Below are 12805 nucleotides of genomic sequence, written 5' to 3'. Positions count from 1 at the left end.
GTGATCAGTTCCTTATGAGAATTCCGGCAGGATCGTATCTGCCAGGCGTTTGAGTGTCGGTTCGATGGCAGCCTCGTTGAAACGCAGGTTCAGGGCGACGTGATTCATCCCCAAGTCACGGATTTCAGCCAAGTAGCGGCGCAGGAAATTCGAACCCGACTGGAACCCCAGATGTATGGGACGTGCGGGGGCATTTGGGTCTTCCAGCAAGTCGACATAGAGCGACTGCATCACCGGTTTGTCCGGTTGCCCCAGTGCTTTCAGACGAATTCGGTAATCGGCCACCGCGCGCCCCTGCGATGCCGCATCGCGCGGATAGGTCATCCACCCATCGCCGTTTTCAGCCACCCAATCCGGGGATTGCCGACTGCCGCCCGTGATCAACAAAGGCAGGCGCGTTCTCGAGGGTTTCGGCAGGAGGTCAATGTCGCCGGACAGATGTCCCTGCAGGCTTTCATGCTTCGGATAGGGTGTTGCCGTTGCGCGGATATAGTCGACACTGTCGCGGAACCGTTCACCTCGATCGGGGAAGGATTGACGCATTGCCGGATACTCTTCCGGTCGATCGCCAGACGCCACACCCAACAGCAGACGGCCATCGGACAAAACATCCGCCGACGCGGCTGCCTTTGCCACATGGGCCGGATGGCGCAGCGGCAAAACGATGCTGGCGGTCCCCAGGGCAATGCGATCCGTCGCGGTCGCTAGTGCACCCAGATAGACGAACGGATCAAAGATCTGGCCGGGGTCCCCGAAACTTGGAACATTGAACGGCACGTCGCGCAGCCAAAGCGCGGCAAAGCCCAGAGACTCGGCCAATTGCGCGGCCTTCATGTGGCCCTTCATCGTGGGCTCGGATCCCACCGGGTAGGCCTCGAGCGGCAATACCAGCCCTAGCGTCAGCTGATCTGGCCGAAAAACCTGACCGTAGGCCTTGTTGATCGGGGCAAAGGACAGGTTTTGGTTTTTGTCCAACATGATGGTTCCTTGCTCAGTACCGCACCAAAGTGCGGGTCTCGATGCTCTTCCGGATGGTGTTGACGGTCGGGTCCTCGACCATATCGAGCGCGCTGTGAGCGACGGAAGGCAACCCCCGATTGTCGTAGATGTTGAAAATAGCGATTTCATCCGGGCTCATTCGAGACAGATAGACCCAGTCATGGCTTGCATTCCCGACAAGCCCCATGATCTGCCCTTTGCGGTCAGGATAGATCAGGTCAAGCAGGATCCAGTCTTTGGGTTCGACGGACGAAGGACGGACAAACCCCAGCGGCGCGCTGTTGATCGGGTGACCGACCGGCCGCCATAGATTGACAAAGGCATAGTGCCCTTTGCTCCACTCGGCCGCCCGCTCGGGGCCAAGCAAATCCACCAGTCGTTGCCGAGCGCCGTCCGCGCTGTAATCGCTGTGGACATTGCGCGCCGGCTTGCGTGTCGCCTTTGGGTCGTCCACGCGCAAGGTATGGTCAAAGATCACGACCTCGCGAACGCCGATCTTTTTGGTCAGCAGTTGAGTGAGCTCGTGTTCGTAGGTCCGTTTCCACTGATCCCCGGAAAAATCGCGGATGGCACTGGGCGCATTCAGAAACTCGACGCCGTCGGGGTCAAAGCGCAGGGGTTGCCCCGATGTCCGCATATCAGTCAGGTTCACCTGTGTCGGCAACAGTTCCGGCGAAATCAGGTTGCCGACAATGCCGCTGGCGTCCAGTTGGAACGCCTGCCGTTCAGGTTTGTGAACGTGATAGTTTACGATACCGGTTCGTTGCATCTGTAATCTCACTGAGTTGCGGATGACGCAGCCCCTGGCTTAATCGACGTTGGCTCAGAACCAGTTCACGGTTTCGGCCATCGGGCGGCGGGTCTTGGGGAATTGCGGATCACTGGCGCGATACCCAAAGGCAAACATCACCGCGGGTTTCCATTTCGAGGTATCCACCCCGAAATGCTCGGCCAGAGTCTGGGTGGTGAGTTCCATGTCAAACCCTTCGATGGGGCAGGAATCGATACCCATCAAGGCTGCGGTCGTCATCATGTTGGCCAGAACGATATAGGCCTGTTTGCCGGACCAGTCGGTGATCTCGCGTTCAGTGGTGATGCGATGGTCGGTTGACTGGAACTTGCCATACGCACCGTTGAATAATTCGATGACGTCCTCGGGCAGTTGTTTGACCTTGCGATAGTGGTCCTGCAGATAATCAGACCCAGCGGTCATGGTTGCCGCAGTGCTGGCCAGAATGATGCCAAAATGGCTGGCTGTCCCCAATTGGCCGGAGCTGCCGTTCATCATGCCATTGGCGCCCCAGGAAAACTCGCGCAAAAGCTCCCGTTTGTCGGGCGATTGGATGACAAGAATCTTGAATGGCTCGTGCCCGAAAGAGGTGGGCGACAGGCGGCCAGCTTCAAGAATGGTTTCGAAATCGGCGTTGCTGATCTTGCGGTCGGGATCAAAGACCTTTGTCGCGTGCCGGAAATTGAAGGCTTCGAGGATCTGAGACTGAACGTTCGGGCGAACGGACATTTGTGGCTCCATTTGGTTTGTCTTCCGTGGAGCCAGAAATATCACTTGCAGAATCCGATGAAACGGCGGATATCAGGTTTCAGTTTTCGGATTTTGCGTATAATAAGCTAATGGACACACAAGCGCTTCGTCTTTTCGTGCTTGCAGCGGACAAGCTGAACATATCGGCCGCCGGGCGCGAACTGGGTTTGGTGCCCGCAGTCTCCAGCGCCCGACTTGCCAAGCTGGAGCATCATCTGGGTGTCGAGTTGCTTCACCGCTCGACCCGGAAAGTATCGTTGTCTCTGGAGGGCGCTGAGTTTCTACCTTATGCGCGCGAGATTCTGGCGCAGGAGAATGCGGCCTTGGCCGCTTTGGGGCAGGGGTCGGCCCAAGCCACCGGCACACTGCGGTTTACTGCGCCCAGCACGTTTGCACAGCTCTACATTGCTCCGATCCTTGCAAAGTTCCAGGAACAGCATCCGGGTGTGACCCTGGACCTGCGTCTGTCGGATGCTCAGTTTGATCTGATCGAAGGCAGCTATGATCTTGCTTTGCGGAACGCACCGCTGATCGATACCAGCCTCAAGGGGCGCAAGCTGGCGGATGACAAACGCATCCTCTGCTCGGCACCAGATTACCTGTCGGCCCACGGAGAGCCCAAGACGCCGGATGATCTGGCGCATCATCGGCTGATTGCATTTCGCCACACCCGGGCCCGGGCGCTGAAAACTGCCCGGGGAGCTGTCGCAAGTTTCGATCCCGGAGCCACGAAATGTCCATTGATCATGGATGACGGTCTCAGCCAGAAGCTGGCCACCGTGGCAGGGGCGGGGATCTCGATGAACTCACTGTGGAGCGTTCAGGAGGAGCTTGCCTCGGGCAAGTTGCGTCATGTCCTTCCCGAATATGAGGCGGCGGAAGACAACGTGCTTTGGCTGATCTATCCCAAGTCGAACGTATTGTCGCCAAAGGTGCGGGTCTTCATGGATTTTCTGATCACCGAGATCGGCGTGAAGCCTCCGTGGGAAAGATCATTAGACTGACTGATTGCGTCCAGTTGCTTCGGGCCAGCGCAGCAAAGGCCCGATTAGCCGTTCTGAAAGTAGAACGACAGCTTCCGGCTGACCCCGCCCGGAGGTTTCGGGAAGGGCGATGCGCGGCGGACCTGTTCCTTGGCGGCCCTGTCGACCTCGGTCGAGCCAGAACTGTCGATAATATCGACCCAGGCCAGTGTTCCGTCCGGGTTGATTTCAAAGAAAACTTTGGCAAAGCCGCGAACCGAGACATAGACCGGCGGAGTTCTGTTGAGGTGGACAAGAACCTGCCCGGCGTAATTGGTGACATTCGAGTTGCCTGGGCCTCGACCGCCGGACTGATTGGAATTGCTCCCTCGGGTGAAGGCATCGACCCCCTGTCGGCGATAGGTCGTCAGCGGCGAGTCGATCTGCTTGTTGGGAAATCGCAGGTTGTCAAAACTGTCGAGCCGACTGGCCCTTTGGTCGGGTACAGGGGCCGGAGCAGGGGGCCGGTCCGGAAGGCGCGGGCGGATCGATGTTGCAACCGCCAGATCCGAGACGCCGTCTTCGGTGTCGCTTTCGACCGGTTGCTGCTCCTCTGCCGGCACTGAAGGCTCCGGAACCGGTGAGGGGGCAGGCAGGGCAGCCAGTTGCTCTGGTTCCGAAACCGGGGCCTCTATGGGTTCGACCGGTGCTTCGGGCGCCGCTGCGGACTGCGTTTCGGCTTGGACGGGGGGTGTTTCGTCGACCTCATCGGCGGCCTGCCGATCACCTTCGGCCGAGTCCGCCGGCTCAACGATTTCCGGAACGGGCTGATCAGGCTGCACCGGGTTGGTTTGTCCGATATCAGGCGAGTTGACCTTTTGCGGGTCCGACGAGGCGACCAGTGTTTCGCTGACGGGTATTTCGGCCCGGTCCGGCTCTGTCGGCTGTTCGACATCGGGCTCGGGCTCTTTTGCGGGGGTTGGCGGCTCGGGCGGGGTCGCGGTTTCCGCCAGATCCTCGAACGCGTTGCCCAATGCAACCGTGTCCGGTTGCGGTCCGGCCGTCGCAGGTTCCGCAGGGTCCCGCGCGGCTGGCAGCAGCAGGAAAAGGTGGAACAGCACCGAAAGCACAACAGCCAGCGCCGCGACAAACAGAGATTCCCGGATCATTCGAGCGCCCGTTCGGTCACCGCAAAGACTGCGGTGGCGCCGAGACGGCGCAAGGCGCCGGTGACTTCGATCAGGCGTGCCCCGGAAACGTTCCGGTCAGGCACGATCCGCACGGGTTCTTCCCCCCGGCCGGTCATGTAGGTCTGCGGATCCGTCGGTGTTCCGCGAAAGCTGAGCGTCCCGTCCGCGTGAAGAACCAGTGCATCGGGCGGTTCGCGGCCGTCCAGATCGGATGTGTTGACCAGTTCCAAGTCCGGGTCCAACGGTTGAGCAACGGTTCCGGCGATCAAAAAGAAGATCAGCATCAGAAAGACCACGTTGATCAACGGAATGGTCGAGTCGCGCTTGCGGCTTGGGCGGTCGTGGCGGATCATGGCGTCACTCCAGAACCGTTACCGACAGACCGTCAAGGCCGCGCAATTTCGCCAGAAAGTCAACAAGCCGTTGGGCGGTGACGTCGCCGTCAAGACTGACCAGCACCTGCCCGGGCTGCAGTGCCTGTGCCAATTCATCCAGCGAGAGCGGTGCTCCGTTCAGCACCACGCGGTTCGCCCCCAATTGCACAAAAGCGCGATCCGACGGGGCGCTGGGCTCTGATGGGCCCGCGGCTGCGCTGCTGAGTTGAATCTCTCCGAATGTCGAAAAGGTCGACGTTAGCATAAAGAACAGCAAAAGCAGAAAAATCACGTCGATGAGCGGTGTCATCGACATGGCGCGCCGGACAAATGGGGCCGCGTTACGCATGTCCCGGCGCGGCGACAAACGCGGTGCTGGTCGTTGCTGTAGGCAGCGCCTGGGTCGGCACGAGAATCGTGCGCAAGGCCTTATCTGCGAACACCCGCTCGCGCGCGGTACGGCTCTCGAACCAGGACAAGACCATGGATGTGGGCATCGCAACCGCCAGACCCACCGCTGTCGTCACCAGCGCAACCCAGATCCCACCAGCCAGCAGCGACGGATCTACACCGGCCCCGGCCGTCTGCAGGCTTTGGAACGCTTCGATCATGCCCAGAACCGTGCCGAACAACCCCAGCAAGGGGGCCAACTGCGCGACCGTATCCAAAAGCCGGAAACCGCGCTCGAGCCCGGCCAACGCCAATCCGGCTTCGGCGTCCAGCCGTTCGTCCAGCCCCGCCGTATCCGGGGCGTTCATTGCCGCACCCACGATCGGGGCAAGGTAGCTGCTGCTGGCGGCCAGACGCTCGCGCGCAGTGTCGTGGTCTCCGGCATCCCAGGCTGCCAATGCCTGGGACAGCACCATATGGCGGCCGACGCCACAGGCCGCAAACTGCCAGAGCTTGTAGATCGATACCGCCACGGTCAGGATCGACATCACAAGAAGGATCGCCACTACTGGCCCGCCCAATGCAAGGATCTGGCCAAGCGCGTTGAAGATGTTCATCCCAAAAGCTCCATTTCCAAGCGGCTGGTCACCGACAGGGCCGAATTGCAAAGATCACTCTCGGAACCGTCTGTTACGCAGGAACTGGCTCCGTTTATCAGAACGCGCCCGACCGTTGCGCATGGTCTGTCGGGCAGGTCGAACTGGCGCACACGCGGGCGGTCCTGCGGCAAATCCCGAAAATCGAACAATGACAGTTTGATCACCGAACCCTGCGTGTCGAAGATCACGGTTTCGAAAACGGCTTTGTCGATCGCCTGTCCGGTTTCGTTGGTGATCAGAAATGACAGCCGACAGGCCTGCCCCACATCCTGCGCCGCGTTGAGTTCCAGTGACAACCCTGCGCCATCGGCGTCAGATGATTGCGCATCAGCCGCAAGGGGGAGGGCTGACCATGCGATAAGGGCGGGTAAAAGGTGACGCAGTTTCAATGATAGAACCTCATTCTGAACACGTGGTACCTGCAGCCCGCCAAGCAGTGCTGGCGCCGTGCCTGTAATATCTTAGACCAGCTGTACGGGGAAGGGTTGGCGGGGGCTTTGTGATCGTTCGTCAGGCGAAACCTCGCCAATGCTATTGGAGGTCCGCAGCTGTCGCTCAGGTTTCGACAAGGTATCTGTCCGACAGAGGCAAGCTGGCTGCCCCCAGGGCGCGGGCATCCGGACCCACCGACCCGGCCAGAACCGAGGGTTGCTCGAGCCCGGTGAAGTTGAGCTGGGAGAGATGCGTCTCAACACGTTCGATCAAGCGCGCGGTAACGCTCTCGGGCATCCAGCCGTCGATTTTCACCGTTTCAAAGTCGATCAGGCTGCAGGAAGACAGGATCGCATAGGCCAGACCTTTCGCGGCCTCGTCCATCCATGCTTCGAGAAGCGTGTCCGGCATTTCCCAATGGTCCGGGGTCTCCCACATGTGGAAGGGATCCAGCCCTGCGGCGACAAGCTTCTGCTCAAGCACGCACAGGCTGGCGACATCGATCAGGGGTTTGACTTCGCCCGAGCCGACGGGAACCGGCAACGGACCCAAGGCGCCTGCATTCCCGCGCCCGGAAAAAATGACGCCGTTGAGGACGACACCCCCGCCAATGAAGTACCCCATGTAGAAATACAGAAAGTTCCGCGGCCTTTCGGATGGCCCGAACACCAACTCTGCCCCGCAAGCCGCGGTGGCATCATTCTGCAAATAGACGGGGATGTCTCGCGCTTGGGAAAGACTGGCTTGCAGATCGGCTGAGCGCCATGGATCCATCCTTTCTTGTGGGACATTCAGGGTCTGCGCCCAATCCCAGAGATAGAAGGGCATCGCAATGCCCAACCCGGCAACCCGGTCACGCGATGCTTCCGGCATCTGGTGCATCATCCGGTCCAATGTGCCCGTGGCGAAATCCAATGTCGCACCGGGGGTGGGATAGTCATAGGTCTCGCGCGCGCGCTCCCGTACTTTGCCCAGGAAATCGGTCAATACCAACTCGGTGCTGCGGCGGCCGACCTTCAGCCCCAGAAAATAGGCCCCATCCGGATTCAGGCGCATTGGCACGGAGGGTTGCCCAACCTTGCCACGTTGTGGCTCGCCCCTAAGCAGCAACCCATCGCTTTCCAGTTGGCGCATGATCACCGAGACAGTCTGCGCCGACAATCCGGTCATGCGGGCCAGCTCCGACTTGGCGAGCGCCTGGTGCCGGCGGACCAGTGACAGCACCAGTCGTTCGTTGTGGGCGCGCATGCCACTTTGGTTCGTCCCGCGCACGGTCGAAACGCGCTCGGGCGGATTGCTCTGCGCTGATTGTTCCTCGGGCACGGGCCGCTCCTCCTACGATCAAGAATGTGGATGCGCCTACCCGGTGTCAATAATAAATAAGAGTGATTTATTTATTGACAGAACCCGAGAATCACCGGATGGTTTTACATATGGGAGCCGGCAGAATTCCGTCCGGACTCCTTAGATGCCCATCGGGTATCGGAGATATTGGGAGGAAAAGCCTTGAAGATTTCAGCATTCGCTGGCGCGACCGCGCTGGCCCTTACAGCCATGGCAGGCGCTGCCGCCGCGCAGGACACGGTCTGCCTGATCACCAAAACCGACACCAACCCCTTCTTCGTGAAGATGAAAGAGGGTGCCACAGCCAAGGCCGAAGAGCTGGGCATGACGCTCAAGGCGTTCGCCGGCAAGATCGACGGCGACCATGAAACTCAGGTGCAGGCGATCGAGACCTGCATTCTGGACGGCGCCAAGGGTATCCTGTTGACCGCATCCGATACATCGTCGATCGTTCCGGCCGTCCAGCAGGCGCGCGACGCCGGTGTGCTGGTCATCGCGCTGGATACACCGCTCGAACCGATCAACTCGGCGGATGCGACTTTTGCAACCGACAACTTTCTGGCGGGCGAGCTGATCGGCAAATGGGCCGCAGCCACGCTGGGAGACGAAGCCCAGAACGCGAAGATCGCGATGTTGGATCTCGCAGTCAGCCAGCCCTCGGTCGGGGTGCTGCGCGACCAGGGATTCCTGCAGGGCTTCGGCATTGACTTGGGCGACCCGAACAAATGGGGCGACGAGACCGACCCGCGCATCGTAGGCCATGACGTCACCGCCGGGAACGAAGAGGGTGGCCGCAAGGCCATGGAGAACCTTCTGGCCAAGGACCCGATGGTCAACGTGGTCTATACGATCAACGAACCGGCTGCCGCCGGTGCGTATGAGGCGCTCAAGGCCATCGGCCGCGAAAACGATGTGCTGATCGTTTCGGTCGACGGCGGCTGCCCCGGTGTGCAGAACGTGGCCGACGGTGTGATCGGCGCAACCTCGCAGCAATACCCGCTGCTGATGGCGTCGCTTGGCGTCGAGGCGGTCAAGAAATGGGCCGACGAGGGCGTGAAGCCCGAGAACACGCCCGGCAAGGACTTCTATGACACCGGTGTTGCGCTGGTGACGGACAAGCCGGCCGAAGGCGTTGAGTCGATCTCGGTCAAAGAGGGCATGGACCTCTGCTGGGGCTGATCTGATCCCTTCAGGGGCCGCAGCGCGGCCCCTGAATTGAACCACGACCTCACCCGAAATTTTGCTAGAGTCGCCCCAAGACGGGAGCTTGACGCATGGGGGAACCTTACTGATGTCCGACACATCTAGACAGTCCGACGACTTCGAAGCCGCAGCCAAAGGCAGCCCGGAACAAGTTGCCGAATTCGAAGATCACCACCGCGGGTTCATGGGGACGGTCCAACACTTTCTGCATGTGAACCCTTCGCTGGTGCCGCTGATCGTTTTGGTCGCTGCAATCCTGATTTTCGGCGCCTTGTTGGGCGCCAAGTTCTTTTCGCCTTTCGCACTGACCCTGATCCTGCAGCAAGTGCAGATCGTCGGCATCGTGGCCGCCGCCCAGAGCTTGGTGATCCTGACCGCCGGCATCGATCTGAGCGTGGGCGCGATCATGGTCATGTCCTCGGTGGTGATGGGCCAGTTCACCTTCCGCTATGGGCTGCCGCCCACGGTGGCGATCCTGTGCGGTCTGGCCATCGGGACCGCCATCGGCGCGGTGAATGGGTTCCTGGTCAGCCGGGTCAAGCTGCCGCCCTTCATCGTGACGCTGGGCATGTGGCAGATCGTTCTGGCAGCCAACTTCCTGTATTCACAGAATGAAACCATCCGGTCGCAGGAAATCGAGGCCAACGCCCCGATCCTTCAGCTGTTCGGCGCCAAGTTCAATGTCGGCGGGGCTGTGTTCACGGTCGGGGTGATCTTCATGCTGGTGCTGATCCTGGTGCTGGCCTATGCGCTGCGGCATACCGCGTGGGGGCGCCATGTCTATGCCGTGGGCGACGACCCCGAGGCCGCCGAGCTGTCGGGCGTGAACGTGCATCGCACGTTGATGTCGGTCTACATGCTGTCGGGGCTGATCTGCGCATTTGCCGGCTGGGCGCTGATCGGGCGCATAGGCTCGGTCTCGCCCACCTCAGGACAGTTGGCCAACATCGAAAGCATCACCGCCGTCGTGATCGGAGGCATTTCATTGTTCGGGGGGCGCGGGTCGATCCTGGGCTCGTTGTTCGGGGCGCTGATCGTCGGCGTGTTCACCCTGGGCCTGCGGTTGTTGGGCGCGGATGCGCAGTGGACATTCCTTCTTATCGGTATGCTGATCATCGCCGCCGTGGCCGTGGACCAGTGGATCAGAAAGGTAGCAGCGTGATGGAACCCATTCTCAAAGGGCGCAATCTGGTCAAACGCTATGGCAAGGTCACGGCGCTGGATCACTGCGATTTCGACCTTATGCCGGGCGAAATCCTGGCCGTGATCGGCGACAACGGCGCAGGTAAATCGACCTTGATCAAGGCGGTTTCCGGTGCCGTCGCCCCGGATGAGGGCGAGATCTGGCTGGAAGGGCGCAAGGTCGATTTCCACTCGCCCATCGACGCGCGCGAAGCCGGGATCGAAACGGTCTATCAGACGTTGGCCATGTCGCCCGCCCTGTCGATCACCGACAACATGTTCATGGGGCGCGAGATCCGGCGCAAGGGGCCGTTGGGCTCGGTATTCCGGATGCTCGACCGTCCGGCGATGGAGAAGTTCGCCCGCGACAAGCTGAACGAACTGGGGCTGATGACGATCCAGAACATCAACCAGGCGGTCGAGACCTTGTCGGGTGGACAACGTCAGGGCGTGGCCGTGGCCCGTGCGGCGGCGTTCGGGTCCAAAGTCATCATCCTTGATGAACCCACCGCGGCGCTTGGCGTCAAGGAAAGCCGGCGGGTTCTGGAACTGATCCAGGACGTGAAATCCCGTGGCATTCCGATCATTCTGATCAGCCACAACATGCCCCATGTGTTCGAAGTGGCCGACCGCATCCATGTGCATCGACTTGGCAAGCGGCTTTGCGTGATCGACCCCAAAGACTACACCATGTCCGATGCCGTGGCCTTCATGACGGGCGCCAAAGAACCGCCGGAACAGGATCGCGCGGCATGACGGCCGAAGGGTCATCGCCACAGGCGCTGGCCGAGCGGATCGCCGACGCCGCAGCCGGGCTGGCGAGCGGCGAAGCGCGCCAGCTTGTCGCCGTGGCCGGGCCGCCGGGTGCGGGGAAATCCACCGTGGCCGCTCTTGCCCAACAGGCGCTGCAGGGGCGCGGCATTCCGACCGGGCTGCTGTCGATGGATGGTTTCCACTATGACAACCAGATCCTGACGGCACGCGATCTGCTGCCGCGCAAGGGCGCGCCCGAGACATTCGACCTGCCGGGTTTTCATGCCTTGTTGCGCCGCCTTCAGGCCGAAGACGAGGTCGCCGTGCCCGAGTTCGACCGCGTGCTCGACAAGTCCATAGCAGCCTGTTCGTTCGTGACCCGCGACCAGCGGGTGGTGATCGTCGAGGGGAACTATCTCCTGCTGGACGAACCGGGGTGGCACGATCTGCGCGACCTGTGGGCGCTGACCGTGTTTCTGGACGTGCCCCTGCCGACACTCGAGGCGCGCCTGCTGGACCGTTGGATCGGGCTGGGCCTGCCGCGCGACGAAGCCGAGCGCCGAGCCTTCGCCAATGACATTCCCAACGCCCGACGCGCGGTGCAGAACTCGGGCGCTGCCGACCTGGTGCTGCGTTAGCCCAGCGCCTTGTACATGTAGGTGGTGGGTTCGAACACGGGTTCGAACGGGTTGCGGCAATAGCCGGGAACCTCTCCGGCGGTTTCGAATCCCAGGCTTTGGTACAGGATGCGCGACGGGTCGGTGCTGCGCGTGTCCAGCACCAACAGGGTTCGGCCAAGTTCGACGGCGCGCTCTTGCAGGGCACCCATCAAGGCGCGGCCCAGCCCGCGCCGCCGTGCGTCGGGATGCACCAGCAGCTTGGCCACATCGGCGCGGTGCGGCTGGTTGGGCATCGCAGCCGGAATCAGCTGAACCGTCCCTTGGATGCGTCCGTCGCCATAGGCCACGAAAAGATCCAACTCTCCGGCTGACAGCGCAGGGCGCACGCGCTCCTGCCAATAGGCGCGCGCGGCGTCACGGGAAAACGGCAGAACGAACCCTATGCTGGCGCCGGTATGCACGCAGCCATGCAGGATATCCGCCAGATCCTCCACCGCTTGGTCAAAAGTCGTTTCGGTCAGGAGTGCAATCATATCAGCACCATAATGTAGCGGGCGCCGCGGGACGCCTCGGTTTCAAAACGGGTCGCGCCTGCCAGATGATAACGCAGGCAATCACCCCCGTTCAGCGCATGGGACGTTCCATCAACGGTCAGGGTCATTGCGCCATCCAGCACGATCAAGTGATGTTCCTGCCCGGGACGAGGCGGTGCGCCATAGGTGATCGTTGTGCCGGGTGGGAGGTGACATTCCAGAACCTCGCCCGTCAGCCCCGCCGAGGGCGGCGACACCGACCGCCGCGTGAACCCGGTTTCGGGGTCGCGCCATTCGATCTGCCGTTCGTAAGGAACCTTGGGGTCGAAGCTGTCCTCGACCATCATCAACAGGCGCGACATCGGCAGTCCGTAGGCTGCGCACAATCGGCCAAGATTCTCGGCCGTCGGGCTGACCTCGGCCTTCTCCATGCGCGACAGGGTGGCCCGGCTGACCCCGCTGGCCTGGGCGAGTTGTTCAAGCGACCAGCCCCGGCTGCGGCGCAGGTCGCTCAGGTGGCGCGCGAGGCGGCTGGACAGGTTGTCGAGCATTTCTCATATCCGAGAATCAGTTTCGATAATGAGAAAGTTAGCAGAAATAAATAAAATAAAAAGGGGCGCCTTT

At 61.1% G+C, this 12805-nt stretch carries 16 protein-coding genes; 5 read left to right on the top strand and 11 right to left on the bottom strand.

The window, feature by feature from the left end; genetic code table 11:
- Positions 1 to 12: 12 nt before the first annotated feature.
- From ACR0DA_RS17970 to ACR0DA_RS17960, 3 genes are read right to left on the bottom strand one after another with little or no spacing between them, the layout of a single operon-like run.
- Positions 13 to 978, bottom strand: a complete 966-nt coding sequence (locus ACR0DA_RS17970) for an LLM class oxidoreductase (protein ID WP_480755144.1) — start codon at positions 976 to 978, stop codon at positions 13 to 15.
- 13 nt (positions 979 to 991) lie between these two features.
- Positions 992 to 1768, bottom strand: a complete 777-nt coding sequence (locus ACR0DA_RS17965) for a CmcJ/NvfI family oxidoreductase (protein ID WP_480755143.1) — start codon at positions 1766 to 1768, stop codon at positions 992 to 994.
- Positions 1769 to 1822: 54 nt separating this feature from the next.
- Positions 1823 to 2518 (bottom strand): NAD(P)H-dependent oxidoreductase, encoded by a 696-nt coding sequence (locus tag ACR0DA_RS17960; protein WP_170361616.1) that lies wholly within the window; start codon positions 2516 to 2518, stop codon positions 1823 to 1825.
- Positions 2519 to 2628: 110 nt separating this feature from the next.
- On the opposite strand from ACR0DA_RS17960, the gene ACR0DA_RS17955 reads away from it, so the two are divergent.
- Positions 2629 to 3543, top strand: a complete 915-nt coding sequence (locus ACR0DA_RS17955) for a LysR family transcriptional regulator (protein ID WP_170408043.1) — start codon at positions 2629 to 2631, stop codon at positions 3541 to 3543.
- 44 nt (positions 3544 to 3587) lie between these two features.
- On the opposite strand, the gene ACR0DA_RS17950 is transcribed toward ACR0DA_RS17955, so the two are convergent.
- From ACR0DA_RS17950 to ACR0DA_RS17925, 6 genes are all read right to left on the bottom strand, one after another.
- A complete protein-coding gene (locus tag ACR0DA_RS17950; protein WP_480755142.1) occupies positions 3588 to 4670 on the bottom strand; it encodes an energy transducer TonB family protein in 1083 nt (360 codons plus the stop codon).
- Entirely contained in the window at positions 4667 to 5044 is a 378-nt protein-coding gene (locus ACR0DA_RS17945) for an ExbD/TolR family protein (protein ID WP_170343511.1), read from the bottom strand. The genes ACR0DA_RS17950 and ACR0DA_RS17945 overlap by 4 nt, the downstream gene beginning before the upstream one ends.
- Before the next feature lie 4 nt (positions 5045 to 5048).
- On the bottom strand, positions 5049 to 5414 hold the full coding sequence (locus ACR0DA_RS17940; RefSeq protein ID WP_480755141.1) for an ExbD/TolR family protein: 366 nt from the start codon (positions 5412 to 5414) through the stop codon (positions 5049 to 5051).
- Positions 5407 to 6072 (bottom strand): MotA/TolQ/ExbB proton channel family protein, encoded by a 666-nt coding sequence (locus ACR0DA_RS17935; RefSeq protein WP_170451986.1) that lies wholly within the window; start codon positions 6070 to 6072, stop codon positions 5407 to 5409. Before ACR0DA_RS17935 ends, ACR0DA_RS17940 begins: the two co-directional genes overlap by 8 nt.
- Positions 6069 to 6410 (bottom strand): hypothetical protein, encoded by a 342-nt coding sequence (locus tag ACR0DA_RS17930; RefSeq protein WP_480755140.1) that lies wholly within the window; start codon positions 6408 to 6410, stop codon positions 6069 to 6071. The genes ACR0DA_RS17935 and ACR0DA_RS17930 overlap by 4 nt, the downstream gene beginning before the upstream one ends.
- Positions 6411 to 6669: 259 nt before the next feature.
- Positions 6670 to 7794: an ROK family transcriptional regulator gene (locus tag ACR0DA_RS17925; protein ID WP_480755194.1), complete on the bottom strand. Its 1125-nt coding sequence runs from the start codon at positions 7792 to 7794 to the stop codon at positions 6670 to 6672.
- Positions 7795 to 8100: 306 nt separating this feature from the next.
- Here ACR0DA_RS17925 and ACR0DA_RS17920 point away from each other — a divergent pair, with 306 nt between their 5' ends.
- The 4 genes from ACR0DA_RS17920 (at position 8101) to ACR0DA_RS17905 (ending at position 11666) form a co-directional block, all read left to right on the top strand.
- On the top strand, positions 8101 to 9069 hold the full coding sequence (locus tag ACR0DA_RS17920; protein WP_480755193.1) for a substrate-binding domain-containing protein: 969 nt from the start codon (positions 8101 to 8103) through the stop codon (positions 9067 to 9069).
- Between the two features lie 112 nt (positions 9070 to 9181).
- Positions 9182 to 10255: an ABC transporter permease gene (locus ACR0DA_RS17915; protein WP_093965462.1), complete on the top strand. Its 1074-nt coding sequence runs from the start codon at positions 9182 to 9184 to the stop codon at positions 10253 to 10255.
- A complete protein-coding gene (locus ACR0DA_RS17910; protein ID WP_170342885.1) occupies positions 10255 to 11031 on the top strand; it encodes an ATP-binding cassette domain-containing protein in 777 nt (258 codons plus the stop codon). Before ACR0DA_RS17915 ends, ACR0DA_RS17910 begins: the two co-directional genes overlap by 1 nt.
- Complete coding sequence (locus ACR0DA_RS17905; RefSeq protein ID WP_480755139.1) at positions 11028 to 11666, top strand: nucleoside/nucleotide kinase family protein; 639 nt, start codon at positions 11028 to 11030, stop codon at positions 11664 to 11666. Before ACR0DA_RS17910 ends, ACR0DA_RS17905 begins: the two co-directional genes overlap by 4 nt.
- On the opposite strand, the gene ACR0DA_RS17900 is transcribed toward ACR0DA_RS17905, so the two are convergent.
- The gene (locus ACR0DA_RS17900) at positions 11663 to 12181 is read right to left on the bottom strand and encodes an N-acetyltransferase family protein (protein ID WP_480755137.1); all 519 of its coding nucleotides are present in this window, start codon (positions 12179 to 12181) and stop codon (positions 11663 to 11665) included. The two genes, ACR0DA_RS17905 and ACR0DA_RS17900, sit on opposite strands and share 4 nt — an antisense overlap.
- Positions 12178 to 12732, bottom strand: coding sequence for a helix-turn-helix domain-containing protein (locus ACR0DA_RS17895; RefSeq protein WP_480755135.1), 555 nt, complete (start codon positions 12730 to 12732; stop codon positions 12178 to 12180). Before ACR0DA_RS17895 ends, ACR0DA_RS17900 begins: the two co-directional genes overlap by 4 nt.
- Between the last annotated feature and the right edge of the window lie 73 nt (positions 12733 to 12805).

Source organism: Ruegeria sp. CI8 (assembly GCF_056536865.1).
The sequence above is the reverse complement of the archived record's forward strand: the minus strand, read 5'-3'. Positions and strand labels throughout refer to the sequence as shown.